Origin of the sequence: Gluconacetobacter aggeris (genome assembly GCF_014174395.1) — a bacterium.
Lineage (GTDB): Bacteria > Pseudomonadota > Alphaproteobacteria > Acetobacterales > Acetobacteraceae > Gluconacetobacter > Gluconacetobacter aggeris.
Genome location: NZ_JABEQD010000011.1, coordinates 1 through 22,707, shown reverse-complemented (window position 1 = coordinate 22,707; position 22,707 = coordinate 1). Strand labels below are relative to the sequence as shown.

The following is a 22,707-nucleotide window of genomic DNA, read 5'->3' as shown; positions in this document are numbered from 1 at the left end:
GCACGCGCGGATCGCTCGACAGCGCCCCGTTCTCACGGTAGCTGGAACGGGTTCCCTTCCCCGCAACGTGAAGGTCCGTGACGCCCTTGTCCGACGAAACCCGACCGCTTCCCCGCATCCGCGCCCGTGGCCGCTCCTTCCTGGCCCTGGTACTGTCCCCCGAAGCCGAACTGGACGACTGGCTGCGCGGGCTGGATGCCCAGATCGCGCGCTCGCCCTCCTTCTTCGTGGGCAAGCCGATCATCCTGGATCTGGGCCTGCTGGCAGGCGACGCCGAAGGGCTGGCGGACCTCTATCCCGCCCTGCTGGAGCGCGGGGTCCGGGTCATCGGAATCGAAGGGGGCGACCCGGACTGGCCGGCGGTAGCGGGCTGGGACTGGCCCGTGGGCTTCGACGGCGGCCGCGCCGCCGGCACGGTGGAACTGCCCGAGGACAATGCAGGCCATGCCGCGCCCATGCCTCCCGCGCCATCAATGCCGGCAGCGGCGCTGATCGTCGAAGGGCCGGTGCGGTCGGGGCAGTCGGTCCAGAACCCGGACGGGGACGTGGTGGTCATCGGGTCCGTGGCCTCGGGGGCCGAGATCTCGGCCGGCGGCTCGGTCCATGTCTACGGCACCCTGCGCGGGCGGGCGATCGCCGGCATGGGCGGACAGACGGGCGCGCGAATCTTCGCGGCGGTGATGAAGGCCGAACTCCTGGCGATCGACGGCTATTACATGATCGCCGAGGAAATCGACCCAACCCTGCTCGACCGCTCCGCCCAGGCCATGCTGGAGGACGATATGCTGGTCGTCCGGACGCTCAACTGACGAAAATCCCGCTTTCCCGTTGCCCTCACCACATTTCCGCCATTAGATTCATATCAAGACGATGCCGCAGAACGGCAGGTCCGGACATAAGGAAACACGCATATGGCCAAGGTGCTGGTTGTCACTTCGGGTAAGGGCGGTGTGGGCAAGACCACATCGACCGCTGCCCTCGGCGCGGCACTGGCCCAGACCGGGAAAAATGTCGTCGTCGTCGATTTCGACGTCGGATTACGCAACCTGGATCTGGTGATGGGGGCCGAACGCCGCGTGGTGTTCGACCTGATCAACGTCGTGCAGGGCGACGCCAAGCTGGCGCAGGCCCTGATCCGCGACAAGCGCGTGGAAACCCTCTCGATTCTCCCCGCCTCGCAGACCCGCGACAAGGACGCCCTGACCCCCGAGGGCGTCGCCCGGGTGATCGAGGAACTGCGCGAGAAATTCGACTGGGTGATCTGCGACAGCCCGGCCGGCATCGAACGCGGCGCGCAACTGGCGATGTACCATGCCGACCAGGCCGTGGTGGTGACCAACCCCGAGGTCTCGTCGGTGCGCGACAGCGACCGCATCATCGGCATGCTCGACAGCACCACAGAGCGCGCCAAGAAGGGCGAGAAGATCGACAAGCACCTGCTGCTGACGCGCTACGACCCGGCGCGCGCCGCACGCGGGGAAATGCTGCGCACCGAAGACGTGCTGGAAATCCTGTCGATTCCCCTGCTGGGCATCATTCCCGAGAGCGAAGAGGTTCTGCGGGCATCCAATCTCGGCATGCCGGTCACCTTGTCCAACCCGACCAGCGCCCCGTCCCGCGCCTATTTCGAAGCGGTGCGCCGGCTGGAGGGCGAGACCCTGGATGTCAGCGTCCCCACCGAACGCAAGGGCCTGTTCGACTGGCTGTTCAAACGGAGTGTCGCATGAGCTTCCTGACATCGCTGTTCGGACGCAAGACCTCGGCCCCCATCGCCCGTGACCGGCTGCAGATCCTGCTGGCGCACGAACGCGCCGGCGAAGGCCAGTCGGAACTGATCGCCAAGCTCCAGGAAGAAATCCTGGAGGTCATCAAGCGGCATATTTCCGTCGATCAGGACAAGGTCCAGATCAAGATGGATCGCGGCGCCGGCGTCTCGATGCTCGAGATCGACATCGAGGTCCCCGAAGCCAAACCTGCGGCCAAGACCGCCTGAGCAGGTACTTTTCAGCCGGGTCCGGTCCGACCGGCCCCGGCTGCCCAATGGTCACCACCCCTGTCGAACGCGCTCCGCATAGGGCACGTTCCAACGGCGCCATATCGAGATCACCACACCCAGCGTCAGCCATATCCACCTGTGGCGGCCGAGCCAATCCAGGGTGCCCAGGCAGAACGGCACCTGGAAAACAAAGCCGCCCACCAGCAGGCAAGCACTCGCGATTACGGCGATGATCGTCGCCACACGAGCGGCGCACGATATCCCCCTCACGGCTGGTCCTCTACCATACCCTGCGACAGCAGCGGCTCGATCCAGCTTCGCGCATAATCCGCGTCAGTGACCAGCGCGCGGGTGGCCGCAACCGGGTCATGCGCGCGCAGCGCCGCGATCAGCTCGTCATGCGGGTGCGGCACGCCGGGCGGCCGCGCGGGCGGCGCCGTGCGCGCCAGGGCATAAAGCGGTCCGATCCGCGCCCAGAGATTATGCAGAATGTTCGCCGTCAGCGGCAGGTCGGCCATGGTCGCCAGCATCGCGTGGAAATCGGCATTGCCGGCCGCCATCATGCCCTCATCCTGCCGGGCGCAGGCCTGCTGGAACCGCTCATGCAGGTCCGACAGGGCCTCCAGCTCCTCCGGCGTGGCGCGCAGTGCCGCCGCCTGGACCAGCCGGCTTTCCAGGTCGACGCGCAGCCGATGGATCTCGCGGAAACTGGCAGGCGTAATGTCCGGCACCACCGCCGTGTTGCGGTCGTTCAGGTCCAGCGCCTGTTCCGACACCAGCCGCAGCAGGGCCTCACGCACCGGCGTGGGACTCAGCCCGAGTTCCGCGGCCAGCGGGCGCAGCACCAGCCTCTGGCCCACCCGGTACCGGCTGCGGATCAGGCCGCTGCGAATATATTCATAGGCATCGGCACTCAGGGCACGCCTGCCGCCATCCGTCGCGGCACGGGCTGGCCGGCCCGGCTCGGCCCCACGGTGCCCACTCTCTCCGGCAGGCACGCCAGTCTCCCTTCCATCGGGGCATGCCACCACGCGCAGCATCACGTCCTGCTCATCCCCGTCATTCCAATATGCCGTCATCACGTCACAGCGCACCCTCGATGAACATGGACTGGCGCTCCAGGAAGTCGCGATACGGGCCCTCGGTCCGTTCCAGCACACTCACGGGCCCGTCCTGTACGATCCGGCCGTGATCCATCACCACGATCCGGTCGAAATCGCGCAGGGTGGACAGGCGATGGGCCACCGCAATCACGGTGCGCCCGACTTTCAGCCGGTCCAGGGCCTCCTGCACGCGCTGTTCGCTTTCACTGTCCAGGGCACTGGTCGCCTCGTCGAGAATCAGGATCGGCGCATTGCGCAGGAACGCACGGGCAATGGCGATCCGCTGCCGCTGCCCACCCGAGAGCTTGACCCCCCGGTCCCCGACCTCGGTCTGGAAGCCCTCGGGCATCGCGTCGATGAAATCGCGGCATCCGGCGGCGATCGAGGCGGCGATCACCTCGTCATCCGTGGCGTCGGGGCGGCCATAGCGGATATTCTCCATCACCGACCGCCGCAGCAGCGACACGTCCTGCGGCACCACCGACATGCAGGCCCGCAGGCTCTTCTCGTCCAGGTCGCGGATATCGACACCGTCGATCTGGATCGCCCCGCCCTGCACGTAGCGCAGGCGCTGGATCAGGGCCAGGATCGTGCTCTTGCCCGACCCGGACCGCCCCACCAGCCCCACCCGCGTCCCGGCCTCGACCACCAGGTTGAAATGCGACAGCACCGGCTTCCCGCCCGGATAGGCGAACATCACCTCGCGGAACGCCACCTCGCCGCGCACCGGGCCGGCAAAGCCGCGCGCATTCGGGGAATCGACCATTTCATGCGGGACGAGAATCGCGGACAGCGCCTCGTCCAGCCGGGCGACATGCTGGATGGTCTCCACCAGCGCCACGGCCAGGTCGCGGGTCCCGTGCAGGATCATGAAGCCCAGATTGGCCACCATCACCACGTCGCCGACGCTGGCCCGGCCCAGATGCCACAGCATCACCACCCAGGACAGCAGGCCCGCCGTCAGCACCGCCGTCAGCACCGCGTGCACCAGCCGCAGCTTTTCCATGTAGCGCAGCGACCGGCTGCGCGCCCCCATTTCCTGGCGCATGGTATCGCCCAGGCGCAGCCGCTCGTACTGGGTCATGCCGAACGAGCGGACCAGCGGGATGTTGTTGACGATGTCCAGCATCTCGCCATCCACGCGTGCCGCCTCGGCGGCATAATGCTGGTGCATGCCCCGGCCGCCGGCCGCCATGCGGAACATCAGGAAGCACAACGCCGCCGACAGCGTCACGATCACCCCCGCCATGACCGGGCTGATCGTCAGCAGCAGCCCGATCGACAGCGCCACGTTCAGGCAGGGCGGCAGGACATTCCACGCCGCCAGGTTTTCCAGCGTGAACACCGACATGGACGCGGTGGAAATGCGCGCCGCCATGGCGCCCGGCATACGGTCGGCAAAATAACCGGCGGAATGGCTCGTCAGGTAGCGGAACAGGTCGCGTCGCACATCGCCGGTCATGGCCACGAAGGCATAGGTGGCAAACCACCCGGCCACCCGCCACGACATATTGTCGAAGGTGATGACCGCCACCAGGATCGCCACCGCATTCCAGATGGGGCGCATCTCTCCCACACCGTGCGCGGTCATGGTATCGACCAGGAAACGGGTGGCATATGTGGCACCGACCGTGCAGCCGACAGCGACCATGACCGAAAGGAAAATCACGGCATGCAGAAGCGCATGACCCCGCGCATAGCGGAAGACGAAGGAAAGCGGCCGGCCCAGATAATGAACCAACTGATCGTCTGAAATGGTGGTCTCGGTATCAGTCGCCAAAATCGGCTGCCCTCTCTGCTGCCGGTTCATCCGGTCGTCGTGACGCGCGGAAAGTTCCACACCTTGAAATGTTTATCTATCCGGATCGAGGGGAAGAAAGATAGGCTCTCCCTGCCCTTCCCCGCAGATGCCGGGCAAGCCGGCCCATGGGATGGAACATCCCTTATCCCGGTTCGTTCCACCTGTAGCCGGCCCGCCATCGCGGCGTGCCGTCGAGGCCTGCCATCGATTTGCCGTTTCGTGATCGCACGCTAGCATCCCCTGTCCATTCCTGCGGAAGAAAGAAGTGAACTGCCCCATGCGTATCGCCCAGATCGCGCCGCTCCATGAAGCCGTACCGCCCAAACTGTATGGCGGCACCGAGCGTGTCGTGTCTTTCCTGACGGAAGAACTGACTTCCATGGGCCATGATGTGACCCTGTTCGCCAGCGGCGACAGCGTGACCTCCGCCCGGCTGACCGCCTGCTGGCCGCAGGCCCTGCGCCTCGACCCCGCGATTCGCGACCCGATCGCGCCGCACATGCTGATGATGGAACAGGTCGCCCGGGTGGCGGAGCAGTTCGATATCCTGCATTTCCATATGGATTACTGGCCCTTCACCTATTTCAGCCGCCAGAAGACGCCGATGCTGACCACCATGCACGGCCGCCTGGACCTGATGGAGCTGCAGCCGGTGTTCGACGCCTTCCCCAAGGTGCCGATCGTCTCGATCTCCAACAACCAGCGCCTGCCCCTGCCCCAGGCCCATTACGTCCGCACCGTGCTGCACGGCCTGCCCGAGAAGCTGCTGACGCCGCAGCCGGGCCCGCGCGACTATTTCGCCTTCCTGGGCAGGATCTGCCCGGAAAAAGGCGTGGACAAGGCAATCCGCATCGCCCGCGCCCTCAATGTGCCGCTGAAGATCGCCGCCAAGATCGACAAGGTGGATGCCGAGTATTTCGAGCGCGAGATCGTCCCGATGCTGGGCGAGGGCGTGGAACTGATCGGCGAGATCAACGACCGGCAGAAGCCCGCCTTCCTGTCCGGCGCGCGGGCACTGCTGATGCCGATCGACTGGCCCGAGCCGTTCGGCCTGGTGATGATCGAGGCCATGGCCTGCGGCACGCCCGTGGTCGCCTTCCGTCGCGGCTCGGTCCCCGAAGTGCTGGAAGACGGCCTGACCGGCCTGATCGTGAATGACGAGCACGAGGCCATCACCGCGTGCGCCCGCCTGCCGGAGCTGCAGTCCGACCGCATCCGTGAGCGATTCGAGCAACGCTTCACCGCCCGGCGCATGGCCGAGGATTATCTCGACATCTACCGCGAACTGATCGAAGCCAGGAAGACCGCCTGAATGGTCCCAACGCCCGGCCTGCCGGCCGGGCGCGGCACTCAACGCCGCGCTGCTTCGCCCGCCGAGACCTGCCGCCCCAGGGCAACCAGGGGCAGCACGGCGCCGGCGAGCGAAACCGCCTGCCACCCGCCCTGGTGAAACAGGGCGGCCGCGAGCACCGAGCCCGCGGCGCCGCACAGGAAGACGATGGTCATGAACAGGGCGTTCAGCCGTCCCCGGATCTCCGGCCGCAGCATGTAGATCGCCCGCATACTGACCACCTGGTTGGTCTGCACGCCGGCATCCAGCACGATCGCCGCCGCCGCCAGCGGCACCAGCGCGTGGCCCGCCACCGCCGCCAGCCCCAGCGCGAAGCCCCCCGCCACCATCGCCATCGCCCCTGTCGTCGCGGCATTCGTCAGCCCCCGGTCCGCCAGGCGCCCGGCGACGGGGGCCGCCAGCGCGCCCCCCGCCCCGGCCAGGGCAAACAGCGCAATCCCCGTCTGCCCCAGATGAAAGGGGGCCGATGCCAGTTGCAGCGGCACCGCGGTCCAGAAGACATTGAACGCGGCGAACACCGATCCCTGATAGAACGCCCGCCGGCGCAGCAGCGGAGTATCGCGCAGGATACCGGGCAGCGATGCCAGGATGTGCAGGTAGGTCAGCCCGTCATGCACGGGCTGCCGGCGCGGCAGGCCGCGCGCCAGCGCCGCCATCAGCACCAGCGTCATCGCGCACGACGCCAGGAAGACGGTATGCCAGCCGGCATAATCGGCGACGACGCTCGAGAACGGCCGGGCCAGCATGATCCCGCCGATCAGCCCGCCCATGACCGTACCCACCACGCGGCCGCGATCCTTCTCGGCCGACAGATGCGACGCCAGCGGCACCAGCACCTGGGTGGCGGTGGCAAAGACACCGATGGCGAACGCCATCGGCAGGAATGCCCCCGCCGACCGCACGAAGGCCGAGGCCAGCAGCGTCAGGGCCAGCCCTCCCAGCGCCACCAGGACCAGCCGCCGGTTCTCCACGATATCGGCCAGCGAAACGAGGCCGATCATGCCGCAGCCATACCCCAGTTGCGTCAGCATGACGATGCTGCCCAGCCATGCCGGCGCCAGGCCGATATCGGGGCCGATCAGGCCGATCAGCGGCTGGGCGTAATAGATATTGGCCACCACAAGGCCGGCGGCACAGGCGATCAGGCGAATGATCCCGGCCCCAGCAGGCACAGAAGACACAGTCATGTCGTTATCCCGGTTTTCATGACGGAACTCTACTCCCCGATAGCCGATATCTAGAAATCGAAGCCGCGAACCGACCAGCCCTGCCATGAAGCAGGGACCGGACGGTGGCGTAGATCCCGTCCCGGCACAAACGGGGTGCATTCCCGCTCCGTATTGGCCACCTGATCCATGCGTCCGGCGGCAAGTCATCCTCGATCGTACCGCATTGCGCAGGCTTGCGGCGACGAGTGGTTCCTCAGGGAGGAGATCATGAAACTAATCGTTGCAATAATAAAACCTTTCAAGCTCGATGACGTGCGCGAGGCCCTGTCCGCCCTCGGCGTTACGGGGATCACCGTGACCGACGTCAAGGGATTCGGCCGCCAGAAAGGCCAGACCGAAATCTATCGCGGCGCGGAATATCAGGAACATTTCGTTCCGAAATCGAAACTTGAAATCGCGGTCCCGAACGACCTTGCCGATACCGTGATGGAGGCCATCCGCCAGGCCGCCAACACCGGAAAGATCGGTGACGGGAAAATCTTCATTCTTGATCTGGAGCAGGCAATGCGCATTCGCACAGGTGACACGGGGGACAGCGCCCTATGAGGAATCCCCCTTTCACGTCCCAGGCTCTCAGGCTCTCGGGTGTCATCAAGGTCCTGGCTCCCCTTGTCCCGATCATCGGCCTGTCCACACCCGCCCTCGCCGCCGACGCGCCCCCTGCGATCGACACGGGCGACACGTCATGGATGCTGGTCAGCACCGCGCTGGTGCTGATGATGACCATCCCGGGCCTGGCCCTGTTCTATGCCGGCATGGTCCGCCGCAAGAACGTGCTGGCGACGCTGATGCAGTCCTTCGCGATCTGCTGCATCGTCACCATCGTCTGGATAGTGGCCGGCTACAGCCTGGCCTTCGGCACCGGCACCCCCTATATCGGCGACCTGTCGCGCGTCCTGCTCAACGGCATCGGCGCGCATATCGCCAAGGGCGCCGATATCGGCTTCACGATGGGCGCGGGCACCCCCAACGCGGTCACGATGACGATCCCCGAGAGCGTCTGGATGATGTTCCAGATGACGTTCGCCATCATCACCCCGGCGCTGATCACCGGCGCGTTCGCCGAGCGCATGAAGTTCAGCGCCCTGTGCGTCTTCACCATCCTGTGGTCGCTGCTGGTCTATTCGCCGATCGCCCACTGGGTGTGGAGCCCGCTGGGCTGGGTCGCCGGCCTGGGCGCCATCGATTTCGCGGGCGGCACCGTCGTGCATATCAATGCCGGTGTGGCCGGCCTGGTGACGGCCCTGGTGCTGGGCAGGCGCAAGGGTTACGGGCAGGACGATCTGTCGCCCTTCAACCTGACCTACGCCGTCATCGGCGCGTCGCTGCTGTGGGTGGGCTGGTTCGGCTTCAATGCCGGTTCGGCCGTCGGCGCCAACGGCCGCGCGGGCATGGCCATGACAACGACCCAGATCGCCACCGCCGCCGCCGGCCTCGGCTGGATGCTGGCCGAATGGGTCCGCCGCGGCAAGCCGACCGTGCTGGGCATCATCTCCGGTGCCGTCGCCGGCCTGGTCGCCATCACGCCGGCGGCGGGCTTCGTCCTGCCGGGCAGCGCGCTGATCATCGGCGTGGTAGCCGGCGTGGTCTGCTTCTGGGCCGCCACGTCGCTCAAGCACATGCTGGGCTATGACGACAGCCTGGACGCGTTCGGCGTGCACGGCATCGGCGGCATCATCGGCGCATTGCTGACCGGCGTATTCGCCTATGGACCGCTCTCGGCCACCGATGCCAATCCCGGCGGTATCAGCGGTTCGTTCGCGCAGTTCGTCTCCCAGGCCGAGGCCGTGGGCATCACCATCGTCTGGTGCGCCGCGGCATCCTTCATCCTGCTCAAGATTATTGACCTGGCGATCGGCCTGCGCGTCACGGCGGACCAGGAAGAAGAAGGGCTGGACATGACCCTTCACGGAGAACGCATCAACTGATGCGACAAGATTCAGGCGCCACTTCGTCAAGGACGTAGAAAGAGGGGGAGGTGCCTCCCCCTCACAATAAAGAGAGGAAACGAAGCGTGTCGAAGCCAAGAAAGAAATCTCGTTTCTCCATTTCACTTTTCCTCACGGCAAGCGGTCTCGCTCTTCCGGCGGCTGCCCAGGCCCAGGTTGCGGTATTCGGCCATTCGTCAGGCAAGTCGGGCGTTTCCCAATGGCTCAATGATGTCACCCTGGTGGGCCAGATCGAAGGTGGAATCATGGCCAATCCAGCCCGCCCCGATAACGGGATCAATTTTGGCAACTTCCTCGCCGACCATGCCAACCAGGTCCAACTGAACCAGCTCGAATTCACGCTTTCAAAGGCCATCGATCCGAGCAAGAGCGAATATCAGATCGGCTTCACGCTGGAGGCGCTCTACGGCTCGGACGCACGCTACTATCATCTGCTGGGCGTCTCCGATCGCGCATTCTCGAACCGCTACCAGCTTATCCCCGCCCAGGCCCATGTCGACGTGCATCTGCCCTGGCTGACCAGCGGCGGCCTGGATATGCAGGCCGGCATCCTCCAGGCACCGATGGGCGTCGAAACGCTCGATCCGACGACGCGCCCCTTCTATACACTTGCCTACACATCCGAATACTCGGTACCGTTCGAACATGTCGGCGCGATGTTCAAATGGCATGTCATTCCGCTTCTCGACGTCACGTTCGGCGTCGATACCGGCAATCAGACCACGTTCGGCAAGAGCGACCCCAACCACGAGGCGGCGGGATATTTCGGCTTCAACCTGAACGGCCTCGCCGGCGGCAAGCTCAACATCATCGAACTCAGCCGCGTCGGGCCGGAAAATGCCGTCGCAGCCCTCGGTCCGCGCGCGGACAGCGCGATGCGGTACTGGAACGATATCAACGCCGCGTACCAGATCAACGACAGGCTGTCGGTCACGGGCGAATTCAATTACCTGCATGATGACGGCCTGCGCGCCGACACCTACAGTTTCGTGAGCTTCCTCAGCTACAAGATCACCCCGTCGCTGACCTTCAACTATCGCGGTGAAATCTATCGCGACAATACCGGCCAGTTCGTCCTCAGCTTCCTGAACAACACCGCGTACATGACCGCCTTTACGGGCGCCGCGGTCCCCCTGGAGGCAGCGCCTCCCACAACCTATGGCGCGCTGACGCTCGGGGTAACCTACAGGCCAACGCTCGGCCATGGGGTCCGCGTCTTCGAACTGCGGCCCGAAATCCGCTTCGACCGGTCATTGAACGGAACCTCTCCGTTCAATGACGGTCGCAATACAGGTGTGTTCACCTTCGGTATGGACGGCGTACTCGGCTTCTGATGCCGGGGACGAATCACACTGCCCGACTTCGACGGCAGGTGTGGCTTCAGGGGCTCGCCCGTCCCGCTTCAGCCGTTCGGCGCCGGGCGAAAACGCATCTCGATCCCGCTTTCCACGAGGAATTGCTCCATCCGCGTTCGAAAGGCCGGCGTCGCGGTCTGCCAGGCATTCTCGAAATGCCGGCGCGCCCGGATCATCTCGCCTTCCGCCAGCAGAAAGCGGGCGAGATTGAAATGCCCGCGAAAATCGCCGCCCTCGGCGGCGCGGGCATACCATGCCCGCGCCTGGACAAGATCACGCGTCACCGCCCATCCATCCTCATAAAAACCACCGATGATGTTGAAGGATTTGCAGTGTCCCCGCGCGGCGGCCCGCCGGAACCAGGCCAGCGCCCGCACATGGTCGGGCGGCCCGTCCCACCCCAGGGTCAGGCCGGTGGCATAATTGTACATGCCCCAATCCAGGCCGGCACAGGCGGCCCGACGATACCAGCGCAGCGCCTCGGCCGGGGCCGCAGCCATGCCCCAGCCCAGTTCGCAGCAGCGCCCGACCATGTTGCACCCCATGGCGCTGCCCTGCCGCGCCGCCGCCAGAAACCACCCCAGCGCCGCACGCGCGTCGCGGGGCAGCAGCACACCATCCAGCAGGATCTGCCCCAGCGCGAGCTGCGCATCGGCCAGCCCGCCGCCGGCCAGGTCGCAGATCGTCGCGACACCGGCCGTCGCCTGGTCGGGTCCAGCCTCCCGCATCGCGCCGGTCAGAAATGCACGTTCAGGTTCACCAGCGCCGTGCGGCCCGGCGCCTGCGTCGCATAATGCGTGGTGTAGGCCTGGGTGAAATACCGCTTGTTGGCCAGGTTCTGCATATTGAGCTGCAGGCTGTAGTGCTTCATGAACCTGTAGGTGGCCATGAAATCGAACCGCCAGTAATTGGGCACGAATTTCGGTGCCGTCGGGGAATCCGTGCCGTACACCTTGCCCATGTAATAAACGCCCGCCGCCACCGTCAGCGGCTGGAAGATGCGATAGGTCGTCCACAGCGCCAGGCTGTTCTCCGGCGTGTTCGGCGCATGGCGCCCATCCATCAGCCCGGCAGCAGCTCCGGACCCGCCGGCCTTCAGCAGCCGCGCATCCAGGTACGTGAAGCCGCCATTGATCGACCAGTCGCGGGTAATCTGCCCATTCAGGCCGACCTCGAATCCCCGAACCCGCTTGGTCCCGCCATTGTCGATCCCGCCCGTCGCGGTGGTGATCTTGAAATTGGTGGCGTCGATCTGAAACAGCGCGCCGGTCACCAGCAACCGGTTATGCAGCACGTTCCATTTGGTACCGACCTCGATCGTGCGGTCGCGTTCCGGCTTCAGCACGGCGCCGATATTGCCCGATCGGTCGGCACCAAGGCTGATATCGTCCGATCCCTGGCCAACCGAATTGCCCGGCGGAATCGCCGACGTGGCATAGGACGCATAGATCGAACCATTGGAACGCGGCTTGTAGACCAGCGCACCCTGGTAGGTGAACAGATTGTCGCCACGCCCATATTCGCCCGCCGCCGCGCGATAGGTGCTCTGCACATTGTCGTAGCGCAGGCCGACATTGGCCTGGAGCTGCTTCAGCAGCGTGATCGTGTCGAACAGATAGACCGCCTTGGTATCGAAGCGCGTACTGTTCGGGTTCCCCGTATGCCTCAGGTCGCCCGTCCAGAGCTGGCCCGGATTCGGATCGAGCAGCGCGGTACAGGTGCCCGACGAAAAGGCCAGCGCGGTGGCGCAACGGGTGAAATTGGTTCCCGATCCCACATTCTGGCCGTTCACATAGGCCGTGTAATTGTCGTTCTTGCCCTGCTCGCGCGTAAACTCCGCGCCGGAGGCAAACTGGTTCCTGAAGCCCGCCAGATCGAACGATCCATAGAAATCGGTCTGGTTGGTCGCCGTATCGAAAGTGGAGAAACGGCTGTTCAGGCGCCGATAGACATAACCGTAATAGATATTGCCCTGGCTGTCGTCCGGCATCGTCCAGCGGTCGTTCTGCGTCGTTTCCGAATAGCGCGTGGTATTGCGCAGATGCAGCGCGCTGCTGAAATCATGTTCCAGCCGCAGCGTGCCCATGTCGATGCCATCCTGGTTGGCATCGCGGTTCTCCAGCCCGTACCAGGTATCGAACGGCACCTTGACCGGCGCGCCATCGCCCCTCGCCATGACCCGCGCCGCACCGCCCGAGCGCGGGTTGAAGGTCGGATTATTGTACGGAATGCCGACATCGGGCAGGTCGTCATTCTGCATATGGTAATACATCAGCGTAACGCGGTTGGGGGTACCCAGCCCGAACGACACCGCCGGCGCCACGCCGAAACGCCGATAATGGGTGGGCCCGCGCCCCGCCACGCCCTGGTCGTCACCCATCAGGTTCAGCCGGAAGGCCCCCGTATCCGCAATCCGCCAGTTGCCGTCGAACGTGCCGCGCTTGTAATCGGCATTGCCGAAGCCGAGATTGGCATCGACCACATTCTTCAGGGTGGGCATCTTGCTGTTGATCAGGATCGCACCGCCGGCCCCGCCCCGCCCGGCGATGGCCCCGGTATCGCCCTTGACGATTTCAATCGATTCCACATTGAACGTCTCGCGCGACTGCGCCCCGACATCGCGCAATCCATCGACAAAGGTGCTCGACTGCGCGTCAAACCCCCGCAGGAACGGCCGGTCGCCGACCGGATTGCCCCCCTCGCCCGCGCCCATCGTAATCCCGGGCACGTTGCGCAACGCATCGGCCAGCGTGTTCGACGCGGTCTGGGTCAGCAACTGGCGCGAGATGACCGAAACACTCTTGGGCGTATCGAGCAGCAAGGCGGTGAATTTCGGCGACATGTCATGCCACATGCCCACGACTTCGATATGTTCGTGCCGCGGATTGGGCCGATCCTGATGCGCCTTCTTCCTTTCCTCATCGGTCAGCTTGTCCGATGCCGCCACACCCGGCGTCGCGGCCAGCCCCTGCGACCCGATCATCGCCATCGCCAGACCGCACAGGACCTGACCGCGCTGGGGCGCCACCTGCCGCGCCACACGCCATTTTCCAGTGACACCCATTCTCCGGGGTTTCCTCAATGCCATACATGAAAATGCGAACCACTCGCATTAACAGAGTATGTTTCACGAGAGATACAAAGCGTCAAGAAATTCATTTGCGACAAAAAATGTCCTGTCCATTCCCGGCGATGCACTCCCGCCGGTCGCCGCACAAGAATACTGAAATCTATAGATAATTTCTGTATTGTTCCATTCAGTTCCTGATCGGAAATGTGGGCTGGTGAGCGAGAGCGGCCCGGTAGGGCCGCGCCCGGCGTGTGTTTTCGAGCACCGAAGCGGAGCGGCCTTGAGGGCCGTGAGCATCGGAGCACAGAAAACACGCGTCGGATCGCCGCCAGCGCGCATTTTGGTCAGGAACTCAGAGTTCGCACCATTGACGCATGAGATTATGATAACAATTCACCAGTTCGAGCACGGCAGGATCGTCATCTGCCAGACGCATGCGCAGATCCATGATCGTGCGATCCAGATCGAACAGGATCCGCCGCCGCTCCACGTCCCGGACCATCGATTGCGTCCAGAAAAACGACGCCCAGCGACTGCCACGCGTCACCGGGGTCACATCGTGCAGCACCGTGGTGTCGTAGACGATCATGTCCCCGGCCGGCAGCTTGATCTCCTGCACGCCCGAGGCATCGTGTATCCTCAGCTCGCCCCCGTCATATTCGTCGGGGTCGGTCAGGAAGAGCGTCGAGGAAACATCCGTGCGGATACGCATTCCGCCGGAATTGGGGATCGGCCGGATGGCATTGTCCACATGCGCACCGAACGACATGCCCTCGTCATAGCGGTTGAACAGCGGCGGCACGACGCGCAGCGGCACGACCGCACTGTTGAACAGGTTGTTCCGCCCCAGCGCACGCAGCACGACCTCACCCAGCGAACGATGCAGCGGATGGTCCAGCGGGATCTGGAGATTGTTCTTGGCCGATGCCGATTGCGGCCCCGCCGTCACCCTCCCATCCGCCCAGTTCGCCTCGGCAAGCGCGCGACGACAGTGCAGAAGCTCATCGTCCGAAAGGACATTGGGGATATGCAGCAACATGGCGGTCTCGATCTATGGCGCTTGCATGGTCCGCGCCTGGACGAACGGCAACGCCCCACGCGGGCGACATGCAAGATCGCTGAATAGCCAGGTTGCGACAGATTATCAATTGCATAAATGCCCCGGTCATGGTTTGTAGCGCCAAGCGTCAACCGTCACGGGTTCCCAGCAGATGCGGCTTCTCGACATCCTGAAAAAGACCGCCATCCAGCGCCGGCGCGACAGGGACACACCGCCCCCACTGCCCGATTTCATCGACGAAATCCGCATCCGGGCCGCGCAGGGCCATGTTTCGGAACAGGTGTGCTGGGGCGATATCCTGCTCGACAGCATCTATGTGCCGCCCAACCCGCAGCAGGCGCGAAAATGGTACGAAATCGCCGCCTCCGCCGGCTATGCTCCCGCCCATAACATGCTCGGGCGATGCCATCATTTCGGATGGGGCTGTCCGGCCGACCTCCCGGCCGCCGCCGCCAGCTACGAAATGGCGGCGCGCCTGGGCGACCTCTGGGGGTGCTACAATCTGGGCATCATGACGATGCGCGGCCTCGGCATGCCGGTCGACCTGCGCCGCGCACTGGCACTGTTCCGCAGCGCCGCCGAACGCGGACACGCCAAGTCGATGAACCTGGTCGCCCGCTTCACCGAAGAGGGCTGGCACACCGAACGCAACCCCGCCACGGCTCTCGCATGGTACCGCCGCTCGGCCGAAGGCGGCGATTATCGCGGACAGCATAATTACGCATCGGCGCTGCTGGCGATGGGCAAGCATGCCGAGGCCCTGGACTGGTGGCGGCGCGCGGTCGGCGATGCGACATCGGACGTATTGCTGGCCATGGAGCGCACCCTGCACGCCCTCGGCCCGCACGGAGACACGGCCCTCTCGAATCGGGTCCACGATCGCCTCGATACCCTCGGCATCCCCCGCCAGACGGACGGCTGACCGGTATGGGCCGGCGCTCTATCCCTGCCGCAGCAGGTCCAGCATCCGCGTCGCGGCGGCCGGCACCCCCCGCTCTTCCAGCCGCCCTCCACTGACAGGGCGCTTCACCCCGGTGGTTCCGGGGAAGGAAAGCGGCAGCCCGCGCACGGCACGCGCGGCGAGGAAACCGAAACACTGGGCTTCCAGCGCATCGCCATTCCATCCCACGGCCTCGACCGGTTCGACGGCAGCGCCCAGCGCTTGCCGCAATCCCTCCATCAGCACCGGGTTATGACGGCCACCGCCACAGACCAGCCAGCGGCGCGGCGCGAATGGCAGGGGCAGTTCCGCCACCGCCCGAACGGTAAAGGCGGCAAGCGTCGCCGCCCCATCGGCCGGCGACAGAGGGGCCAGCAGGTCCATGGCACGATGAAACGACAGGCGGTCGAGCGATTTCGGCGCCGGTCGACGGAAGAACGGGTCGCCCATCAGGTCCCTCAGAACCGCTTCATCGGCCCGCCCCGCCTTGGCCAGCGCCCCGTCGCGATCATAGGGCACGCCGGTATGGCGCATCGCCCAGTCATCCAGCAGCGCATTGCCCGGCCCCACATCGCAGGCCAGCAGTTCCCCCGCCGCTCCGATCAGCGAGACATTCGCCACCCCGCCGATATTCAGCACGGCCAAAGGATGTTCCAGCCCAAGGGCCAGGGCCTGATGAAAGACCGGCACCAGCGGCGCCCCTTCGCCCCCCGCGGCAAGATCCGCGCTGCGAAAATCATGCACGACCGGCACCCCGGTTTCCGCCGCCAGCAGCCCGGCATCACCGACCTGCCAGCTTCTATGCTCCTCCGGACGGTGCAGGATCGTCTGGCCATGAAAACCGATCAGATCCGCCGGCCAGTCCAGAGCGCGGACCGCCGCAACATGCAGGCGCGTCAGATCATGCTCGACAGCCAGCAGGTCCGGATCATCCGCCCGCAGGCTCGCCGCACGATCGAGAATGGCCCGGGTCCGCGCCCGAAGCTCGGGCGGAAAGGGAACGGTCGTCGTCGGCCCGACCGCCCCGACCATGATACCATCCGTCTCGATGGCGGCGGCATCCACCCCGTCCAGCGACGTGCCGCTCATCAGACCGATCACCCGAATCATCGGACCTATCCCTCCCGAAACAGCATCCAGACTATCGCATCGGGATCAATGGCGGAACATGACCGTCAGACAGTCGTCCGGCGCGCGACGCCGATACCCTCACAGATAGCGCAGGCGCACTTCGTCGATGGCGTGCGACCGCCCCTTGCGCATGATCAACCGCGCGCGTTCACGCGTGGGCAGGATATTGGCTTCCAGATTGGGCAGGTTGATCCGGTTCCAGATCTGCCCCGCGACCCGTTCGGCCTCGAACGGCGACAGGTCGGCATAGTGATGGAAATAGGAAGTCGGCTTGCGGAACGCCGTGCGCTGCAACAGCAGGAACCGTTCCACATACCACGATTCGATATCGCTGGTCGTGGCATCGAGATAGATCGAGAAATCGAAATAATCCGACGCCACCATCGACCGGTCGGTACCGGTCTGCAGCACGTTCAGCCCTTCGAAGATCAGGATATCCGGCCGGTCCACCGTCTGGAAACGGTCCGGCACGATGTCATAGGCCTCGTGCGAATAGAGCGGCACCTGCTGCAACCGCTCGCCCGCCTTGACGGCGGCGAGGAAGGCGATCATCCGCCGCAGGTCGTAACTCTCCGGGAAGCCCTTGCGCTGCATCAGGCTCCGTTCCTCAAGAACCCGCGTGGGCAGCAGAAACCCGTCGGTCGTCACCAGGTCGACGCGCGGATGATCCGGCCAGCGCGACAGCACGGCTTGGAGCAGGCGGGCAAAGGTGCTCTTCCCCACGCCCACGCTGCCGGCGATGCCGATAATGAACGGCACCGAAATGCGCGGACACCCCAGGAACGCGCTCTCGACCATGCTGTTCAGGCCGCGCGAGGCCATGACATACAGGTTCAGCAGGCGCGACAGAGGCAGATAGACCTCGGTGATATCGGCCAGCGACACCGGCTCGTTCCGGCCGCGCAGGGCCGCGATCTCGTCCTCGGACAGCGAGAGCGGCACGTTGGCCCGCAACGCCGCCCAGTCGGAACGCGAAAAGGTCAGATACGGAAGCGGTGGATCGCCGTCCCGCGACACCGACCCCCACGGAGGCATCCGCAGCATCATGCTCTATGCCCGGACCGGGCAGATGCCGCCGGGTTTCGTGCCAACCGTCATGAATCCGCTTCCCCAGGATGGACCGTCATTCCGGTCTCGTTCAGCGCGGCGTAACATCAACGCCTGGAGCGATCCAGTGGACCCCACGCCCTTCCGCCCCCGCATTCGGCCCTTTCGGTCAAAGAAAGGCACAAAACCGCCACATTCCGGCCGTCTCATGACACAGACGTGACTCGGGGCCCGATGGGAAACAGGCGCGGAACGCGCCGCCAGCGCCCGTTTCCAATCAGGCTCCGCGGCCTATTGCCCCCTCACCGTCTGTCCACGGCCACGGGCGCCATAACTCACCTGCGTGTCGGGGATCACATAATGCCCGGCATCTTCCTTCTGCCCGTCATCCCCGGCGGCATTGGAATCGAATCCGGAAGCAATCATCTGCATGCCCCACGCATCGGGAAGCGGCTGATAATCCGGCTGCCGCCCCGCCGGCGCGGCAGACATCGGCTGCGATCCATCATGCTGCCGGCCGGCCGATGCAGTCTGGGCCGCGCCCGGCCGCTCCTGCCCGCTGAACAGGGTCAGGGGCGGCACATCGATCGACTCCCCATCCGGCCGCTTGAACCCGCAGGCCGTCAGACCGGCCAGCAGAGCCAGCACTGCGAGGCCACGCGGCCCCGCGTGCCGGCTCATCGCCCCGCGCCGGTCACTCGGCGTCGGCAAGATCCTGTTCGCCGGGAGAGACCAGCATCGCCTCGGCCACCACGCCCGCCTGCTCGCGCACACGCCGTTCGATATCGGCCGCCATCTCGGGATGCTCGCGCAGGAACTGCTTGGAATTCTCCCGCCCCTGGCCGATCCGCTGACTGTCATACGAGAACCAGGCCCCCGATTTCTCGACAATGCCGGCCTTGACGCCCAGGTCGATCAGCTCGCCCATCTTGCTGATCCCCTCGCCATACACGATGTCGAATTCGACCTGGCGGAACGGGGGGGCCATCTTGTTCTTGACTACCTTGACGCGGGTCTGGTTGCCCACGACCTCTTCCTTGTCCTTGATCTGCCCGATCCGGCGGATGTCCATGCGCACCGAAGCATAGAATTTCAGCGCGTTACCACCCGTCGTCGTCTCCGGGCTGCCGAACATGACACCGATCTTCAGGCGGATCTGGTTGAGGAAGATCATCATGGTGTTGGAGCGCGAGACCGTGCCCGTCAGCTTGCGCAGCGCCTGGCTCATCAGCCGCGCATGCAGGCCGACATGGCTGTCGCCCATGTCGCCTTCCAGCTCCGCCCGCGGCACCAGGGCCGCGACACTGTCCACCACCAGCACGTCGATGGCCCCCGAGCGCACCAGCGTATCGGCGATTTCCAGCGCCTGTTCACCGGCATCGGGCTGGCTGATCAGCAGATTGTCGACATCGACGCCCAGCTTGCGGGCATAGCCGGGGTCCAGGGCGTGTTCGGCATCGATAAACGCGCAGACGCCGCCCTTCTTCTGGGCCTCGGCAATCGCATGCAGTGCGAGGGTCGTCTTGCCCGAGCTTTCGGGGCCATAGATCTCGACGATGCGGCCACGCGGCAGGCCGCCGATGCCCAGCGCGATGTCCAGCCCCAGCGAACCGGTGGAGATCACATCCACCGCCTCGTTGGCACGCTGGCCCAGGCGCATCACCGATCCCTTGCCGAACGCACGTTCGATCTGGCTCAGCGCGCCTTCCAGCGCCTTGCTCTTGTCAATGCCCGGTGCCTGCGCCATCGCCTTCAATCCCGTTCCGATATCATGAAAACCCCGGGTACTGCCCGCCTCGCCCGGCGGTCCCGACCAAACGAAAACTAGAACAAAACATGATCATCCACAAGCGGCAGCACCAGACCCCGGCGCCGGTCCCTCAGTCAGATCCCACCGACAGGCCGGCCGAACGCGCGTCGGTACCGCCGGCACAGCTCCCTTCGCCCCCCGGCAGCCCCGCCGGGCAGGAAATCGCGTTGATGCGCCCATCCACCGTCACCGGCCGCGCACCCGGCTTTTCGCCCGCCAGGACCTGCTTCATTTCGGCCGCGACCGCATCGGCCGCGTCGTTCTGGCCCGATCCTGTCACCGCGGCCCGGAACCTGCTGCCCTCGCTGGCGATCGCAGCCGTCAGCAGCGGCGGCGGCAGGCGGCGCGGCGACGCCCCCATCACAATGCCCGTACTCCCTGCGATACGGCCGGTACCGAACAGATTATCCATCGTCAGGCTGCACGCCACCGCCCCGCCATGCCGGTCAACCACGGCAAACGAGGTCGAAGCCGGCAGATGCGGCAGCGTTCCACCGGTCGAAACCGTGCCGGAATCGACCACCGCCTGCGCCCTGGCGACCAACTCGGCGCCCGATTGCGCACCCGCCGTCTGGCCGCGCCAGGCGGCAACCGCCGACTGGCCGGCACGATCGCTCTGGCCGCCTTCATTCAGGGCCCGGAAGGCAACCGCGCTGCCCAGCCCGCCATCGGCCGGCGGCGGCAGGAAACTGACCCGCACCTCGCCCGCGCGCACCGTCAGCGGATCGGTCTCGACCGGAACAGCACCGCGCAGGTCCGCCACCGTCAATCCACCGCCCGCACCCTGGCTGCCGGCGACGAACGAGCGCGCCAGCGCCCCGTTATAAAGGTCGCCCACCCCCATGCTGCTGATCTGTTCCAGCACGCCGGTCAGGCGCTGCTGCACCAGGGCGTCACCCTCGGCCAGCACCTTGCCGTCGCCCCGGCTGAAGATCGCCCGCGCGCCCGGATCGGCCAGCAGCGGCCCCTGGACGGCCGCAAGGTCCGTAGCCAGCGCCCGGCTGACCGAAATGCCGCCGCGCGCCAGTTGCATCGCCGGGGCCAGGGTTTCGGCGAACTCCACGCTGCCATAGCGCAGATGCATCAGATACAGCCCGCGTGCCAGCATCGGCGCCGCCGCCGGGCGGTCGACCCGCGCGCTCCCCGGCTCGGGCGTCGTCGATCCCGCGACCGGAAGGAACAGGAACGCCCGGCCACCACCGGATTCGCCGGGGCGCCACGCCACGCAGGCGCCGCCCGCCCCCAGCGAGGCCCGCGACGGCAGAGTGACCGCCAGCGTCATCCCCAGCGCCGCCGCCGCGTCGGCGGCATTGCCGCCCCGCGCCAGAACGTCGCGGGCAACCATGGCGGATTGCGGCTCGTCCGAAACGACATTGCCGATATAGCCGGTCAGGTAGGTCGGCCCCTTCGGCGTGTCGGAGCCGCCGCCGAACAGGACATGGCTGGCCGATCCCAACGGGTCATTGAATGACTTGACCGAACATCCGCCAAGCGCCGTAGCCAGGACCGTGGACAGCAGCAAGGCCCCGCAACGGCGCAACGGGTGGTTCAGGGGACGTTCACGCACGCACAGATTCTCCATTACCGCCGTCATGCCCCGAGGATGAAACCACCGGGCTATCGGGAATTAGCGGTCTTCGGGAGCATCGGCAACTCGCCTTGTCCCCCGGCGCCCTTCCGCGCCACCCCATTCTGCTCTACAGACAGCCCCGTTACGGAACCCGAGCGCCGGAGGCCGCCCTTGTCTTTTTTCTCGTCCCGCAGCCTCGCCAGGCTCCGCCCGGCCATTCCCGCCGGTCTCGGCATGATGCTGGCCCTGTCGTCAGCGGCCCCCGCCCGCGCCGATGACAGCTTCTTCACCCCCGCCCAGCGCAAGGAAATCGTCGCCATCGTCCGCGACGCGCTGAAGACCGACCCCTCGATCCTGTCCGACGCGATCGCCGCCCTGCGCGCCGGGGCCGAGGCACAGGAACAGACTCGCACCCGCGACGCGCTGGCCACCAACCGGGCGGCCCTGACGACGCCGGCACCCAGCGACGCGATTCTGGGCGCGCCCCGGGCCCGGACGACGGTGCTCGAATTCTACGATCCGCGCTGCCCCTATTGCCGCAAGGTGCTGCCCGACCTGGACCGGCTGGTCCATGACGACCCCGACGTACGCATCGTGGAGAAAGTCGTGCCGGTACTGGGCCCGGCCAGCCTGCTGACGGCACAGGCCATCGTCGCCGCCGCGTTGCAGGGCGGCCAGGACGCCTATTTCCGCATGCAGCGCGCCATCATGACCGACACCACGAAGCCCGACGCCACCCGCATCCGCCTCCTGGCGAAACAGGCCGGCCTGGACGCGGACCGCCTGGTATCGGACATGGCAGGCACCGCCGTCGCCGCCACCCTGCGCGCCAATTCGGAGCTGGCCGAGGCCATCCACCTGGAAGGCACGCCCACCTTCGTCTTCGACGCCCGCTACATCATCCCCGGCGCTGTGGATTACGACGCGCTGAAAGCCGCCATCGAAAAATCCCGGCATAGTTGAACAAGGCGCGTCATTCTCCATAGACGGCGCGGGCCGCATCGATGGCCGCGCCGGGCGGCGGCGCGTAGCCCTCGGCCCGCAGGACGGCCTCCAGCGCACCGAGCGTGATCAGCACCTTGTACCGCATCGCATTGTAGCCCATCGCGCCGATCCGCCAGACCTTCCCCGCCAGCGGCCCGAAGGCGGTGCCGATCTCGATCTCGAACTCCCCGCGCATCCGCGCCCGCACCCGCTCGCCATCCACGCCGTCGGGAATATAAACCCCCGTCACGTTGGTCATGCGATAGGCATCCTGCCCATACAGGCTCAGCCCCATCGCCCGCAGCCCCGCA

General features: G+C 65.8%; 21 protein-coding genes and 1 pseudogene. 9 read left to right on the top strand and 13 right to left on the bottom strand.

From position 1 onward, the window contains the following. Positions 1-86: 86 nt before the first annotated feature. The 3 genes from minC to minE all read left to right on the top strand — a co-directional run bounded on the left by minC (position 87) and on the right by minE (position 1,993). Positions 87-809 (top strand): septum site-determining protein MinC, encoded by a 723-nt coding sequence (minC, locus tag HLH36_RS14410; RefSeq protein WP_182987136.1) that lies wholly within the window; start codon positions 87-89, stop codon positions 807-809. A 102-nt stretch (positions 810-911) separates the two neighbouring features. Then, positions 912-1,727 carry a septum site-determining protein MinD gene (gene minD, locus HLH36_RS14405; RefSeq protein ID WP_114727694.1) on the top strand — a complete coding sequence of 272 codons (816 nt, stop codon included), beginning with the start codon at positions 912-914 and terminating at the stop codon, positions 1,725-1,727. After that, the gene (gene minE / locus HLH36_RS14400) at positions 1,724-1,993 is read left to right on the top strand and encodes a cell division topological specificity factor MinE (RefSeq protein ID WP_182987045.1); all 270 of its coding nucleotides are present in this window, start codon (positions 1,724-1,726) and stop codon (positions 1,991-1,993) included. Before minD ends, minE begins: the two co-directional genes overlap by 4 nt. A gap of 51 nt (positions 1,994-2,044) precedes the next feature. On the opposite strand, the gene HLH36_RS14395 is transcribed toward minE, so the two are convergent. From HLH36_RS14395 to HLH36_RS14385, 3 genes are read right to left on the bottom strand one after another with little or no spacing between them, the layout of a single operon-like run. Then, on the bottom strand, positions 2,045-2,239 hold the full coding sequence (locus HLH36_RS14395) for a hypothetical protein (RefSeq protein WP_182987044.1): 195 nt from the start codon (positions 2,237-2,239) through the stop codon (positions 2,045-2,047). Between the two features lie 23 nt (positions 2,240-2,262). Further along, complete coding sequence (locus tag HLH36_RS14390) at positions 2,263-3,078, bottom strand: GntR family transcriptional regulator (protein ID WP_338030465.1); 816 nt, start codon at positions 3,076-3,078, stop codon at positions 2,263-2,265. Between the two features lies 1 nt (position 3,079). Next, entirely contained in the window at positions 3,080-4,909 is a 1,830-nt protein-coding gene (locus HLH36_RS14385) for an ATP-binding cassette domain-containing protein (RefSeq protein ID WP_182987043.1), read from the bottom strand. A 268-nt stretch (positions 4,910-5,177) separates the two neighbouring features. Here HLH36_RS14385 and HLH36_RS14380 point away from each other — a divergent pair, with 268 nt between their 5' ends. Then, positions 5,178-6,212 (top strand): glycosyltransferase family 4 protein, encoded by a 1,035-nt coding sequence (locus HLH36_RS14380; protein ID WP_182965891.1) that lies wholly within the window; start codon positions 5,178-5,180, stop codon positions 6,210-6,212. A 38-nt stretch (positions 6,213-6,250) separates the two neighbouring features. Here HLH36_RS14380 and HLH36_RS14375 read toward each other — a convergent pair whose 3' ends face one another. After that, positions 6,251-7,438: an MFS transporter gene (locus HLH36_RS14375; protein ID WP_182987042.1), complete on the bottom strand. Its 1,188-nt coding sequence runs from the start codon at positions 7,436-7,438 to the stop codon at positions 6,251-6,253. 249 nt (positions 7,439-7,687) lie between these two features. Here HLH36_RS14375 and HLH36_RS14370 point away from each other — a divergent pair, with 249 nt between their 5' ends. From HLH36_RS14370 to HLH36_RS14360, 3 genes are all read left to right on the top strand, one after another. Then, positions 7,688-8,026: a P-II family nitrogen regulator gene (locus tag HLH36_RS14370; protein ID WP_182987134.1), complete on the top strand. Its 339-nt coding sequence runs from the start codon at positions 7,688-7,690 to the stop codon at positions 8,024-8,026. Then, positions 8,023-9,408, top strand: a complete 1,386-nt coding sequence (locus HLH36_RS14365; RefSeq protein WP_182987041.1) for an ammonium transporter — start codon at positions 8,023-8,025, stop codon at positions 9,406-9,408. The genes HLH36_RS14370 and HLH36_RS14365 overlap by 4 nt, the downstream gene beginning before the upstream one ends. An 86-nt stretch (positions 9,409-9,494) precedes the next feature. Further along, positions 9,495-10,763, top strand: coding sequence for an outer membrane beta-barrel protein (locus HLH36_RS14360; RefSeq protein WP_182987040.1), 1,269 nt, complete (start codon positions 9,495-9,497; stop codon positions 10,761-10,763). A gap of 68 nt (positions 10,764-10,831) precedes the next feature. On the opposite strand, the gene HLH36_RS14355 is transcribed toward HLH36_RS14360, so the two are convergent. The 3 genes from HLH36_RS14355 to HLH36_RS14345 all read right to left on the bottom strand — a co-directional run bounded on the left by HLH36_RS14355 (position 10,832) and on the right by HLH36_RS14345 (position 14,893). Continuing rightward, a complete protein-coding gene (locus tag HLH36_RS14355; RefSeq protein WP_182987039.1) occupies positions 10,832-11,512 on the bottom strand; it encodes a tetratricopeptide repeat protein in 681 nt (226 codons plus the stop codon). Positions 11,513-11,520: 8 nt separating this feature from the next. Continuing rightward, complete coding sequence (locus tag HLH36_RS14350; RefSeq protein WP_182987038.1) at positions 11,521-13,848, bottom strand: TonB-dependent receptor; 2,328 nt, start codon at positions 13,846-13,848, stop codon at positions 11,521-11,523. A 358-nt stretch (positions 13,849-14,206) separates the two neighbouring features. Then, positions 14,207-14,893: a Fe2+-dependent dioxygenase gene (locus HLH36_RS14345; RefSeq protein ID WP_182987037.1), complete on the bottom strand. Its 687-nt coding sequence runs from the start codon at positions 14,891-14,893 to the stop codon at positions 14,207-14,209. 172 nt (positions 14,894-15,065) lie between these two features. On the opposite strand from HLH36_RS14345, the gene HLH36_RS14340 reads away from it, so the two are divergent. After that, positions 15,066-15,836, top strand: a complete 771-nt coding sequence (locus HLH36_RS14340) for a tetratricopeptide repeat protein (protein WP_182987036.1) — start codon at positions 15,066-15,068, stop codon at positions 15,834-15,836. A gap of 18 nt (positions 15,837-15,854) precedes the next feature. Here the strand turns inward: HLH36_RS14340 and HLH36_RS14335 are convergent, their stop codons facing one another. From HLH36_RS14335 to HLH36_RS14315, 5 genes are all read right to left on the bottom strand, one after another. Beyond that, entirely contained in the window at positions 15,855-16,964 is a 1,110-nt protein-coding gene (locus tag HLH36_RS14335; protein ID WP_182987035.1) for an anhydro-N-acetylmuramic acid kinase, read from the bottom strand. Between the two features lie 99 nt (positions 16,965-17,063). Further along, on the bottom strand, positions 17,064-18,032 hold the full coding sequence (gene coaA, locus HLH36_RS14330) for a type I pantothenate kinase (RefSeq protein ID WP_182987034.1): 969 nt from the start codon (positions 18,030-18,032) through the stop codon (positions 17,064-17,066). 291 nt (positions 18,033-18,323) lie between these two features. Then, complete coding sequence (locus tag HLH36_RS14325) at positions 18,324-18,713, bottom strand: hypothetical protein (RefSeq protein ID WP_220792859.1); 390 nt, start codon at positions 18,711-18,713, stop codon at positions 18,324-18,326. A gap of 13 nt (positions 18,714-18,726) precedes the next feature. After that, positions 18,727-19,779, bottom strand: coding sequence for a recombinase RecA (recA, locus tag HLH36_RS14320; protein ID WP_182987033.1), 1,053 nt, complete (start codon positions 19,777-19,779; stop codon positions 18,727-18,729). 133 nt (positions 19,780-19,912) lie between these two features. Further along, positions 19,913-21,436, bottom strand: coding sequence for a gamma-glutamyltransferase (locus HLH36_RS14315; protein ID WP_182987032.1), 1,524 nt, complete (start codon positions 21,434-21,436; stop codon positions 19,913-19,915). Between the two features lie 147 nt (positions 21,437-21,583). Between HLH36_RS14315 and HLH36_RS14310 the strand changes: the two genes are divergently transcribed. Then, a complete protein-coding gene (locus HLH36_RS14310) occupies positions 21,584-22,375 on the top strand; it encodes a DsbA family protein (protein ID WP_408871900.1) in 792 nt (263 codons plus the stop codon). Between the two features lie 10 nt (positions 22,376-22,385). Here HLH36_RS14310 and HLH36_RS14305 read toward each other — a convergent pair. Next, a pseudogene (locus tag HLH36_RS14305) lies at positions 22,386-22,707 on the bottom strand (alanine--glyoxylate aminotransferase family protein); the annotation flags it as partial.

Coding starts and splice junctions, on each gene's coding strand:
- HLH36_RS14345 (WP_182987037.1), bottom strand. CDS start 14,893: ATGTTGCTGCATATCCCCAATGTCCTTTCGGACGATGAGCTTCTGCAC.
- recA (WP_182987033.1), bottom strand. CDS start 19,779: ATGGCGCAGGCACCGGGCATTGACAAGAGCAAGGCGCTGGAAGGCGCG.
- HLH36_RS14380 (WP_182965891.1), top strand. CDS start 5,178: ATGCGTATCGCCCAGATCGCGCCGCTCCATGAAGCCGTACCGCCCAAA.
- coaA (WP_182987034.1), bottom strand. CDS start 18,032: ATGATGCTGCGGATGCCTCCGTGGGGGTCGGTGTCGCGGGACGGCGAT.
- HLH36_RS14335 (WP_182987035.1), bottom strand. CDS start 16,964: ATGATTCGGGTGATCGGTCTGATGAGCGGCACGTCGCTGGACGGGGTG.
- HLH36_RS14315 (WP_182987032.1), bottom strand. CDS start 21,436: ATGACGGCGGTAATGGAGAATCTGTGCGTGCGTGAACGTCCCCTGAAC.
- HLH36_RS14365 (WP_182987041.1), top strand. CDS start 8,023: ATGAGGAATCCCCCTTTCACGTCCCAGGCTCTCAGGCTCTCGGGTGTC.
- HLH36_RS14325 (WP_220792859.1), bottom strand. CDS start 18,713: ATGAGCCGGCACGCGGGGCCGCGTGGCCTCGCAGTGCTGGCTCTGCTG.
- minD (WP_114727694.1), top strand. CDS start 912: ATGGCCAAGGTGCTGGTTGTCACTTCGGGTAAGGGCGGTGTGGGCAAG.
- HLH36_RS14385 (WP_182987043.1), bottom strand. CDS start 4,909: ATGAACCGGCAGCAGAGAGGGCAGCCGATTTTGGCGACTGATACCGAG.
- HLH36_RS14370 (WP_182987134.1), top strand. CDS start 7,688: ATGAAACTAATCGTTGCAATAATAAAACCTTTCAAGCTCGATGACGTG.
- minE (WP_182987045.1), top strand. CDS start 1,724: ATGAGCTTCCTGACATCGCTGTTCGGACGCAAGACCTCGGCCCCCATC.
- HLH36_RS14340 (WP_182987036.1), top strand. CDS start 15,066: ATGCGGCTTCTCGACATCCTGAAAAAGACCGCCATCCAGCGCCGGCGC.
- HLH36_RS14375 (WP_182987042.1), bottom strand. CDS start 7,438: ATGACTGTGTCTTCTGTGCCTGCTGGGGCCGGGATCATTCGCCTGATC.
- HLH36_RS14355 (WP_182987039.1), bottom strand. CDS start 11,512: ATGCGGGAGGCTGGACCCGACCAGGCGACGGCCGGTGTCGCGACGATC.
- HLH36_RS14350 (WP_182987038.1), bottom strand. CDS start 13,848: ATGGGTGTCACTGGAAAATGGCGTGTGGCGCGGCAGGTGGCGCCCCAG.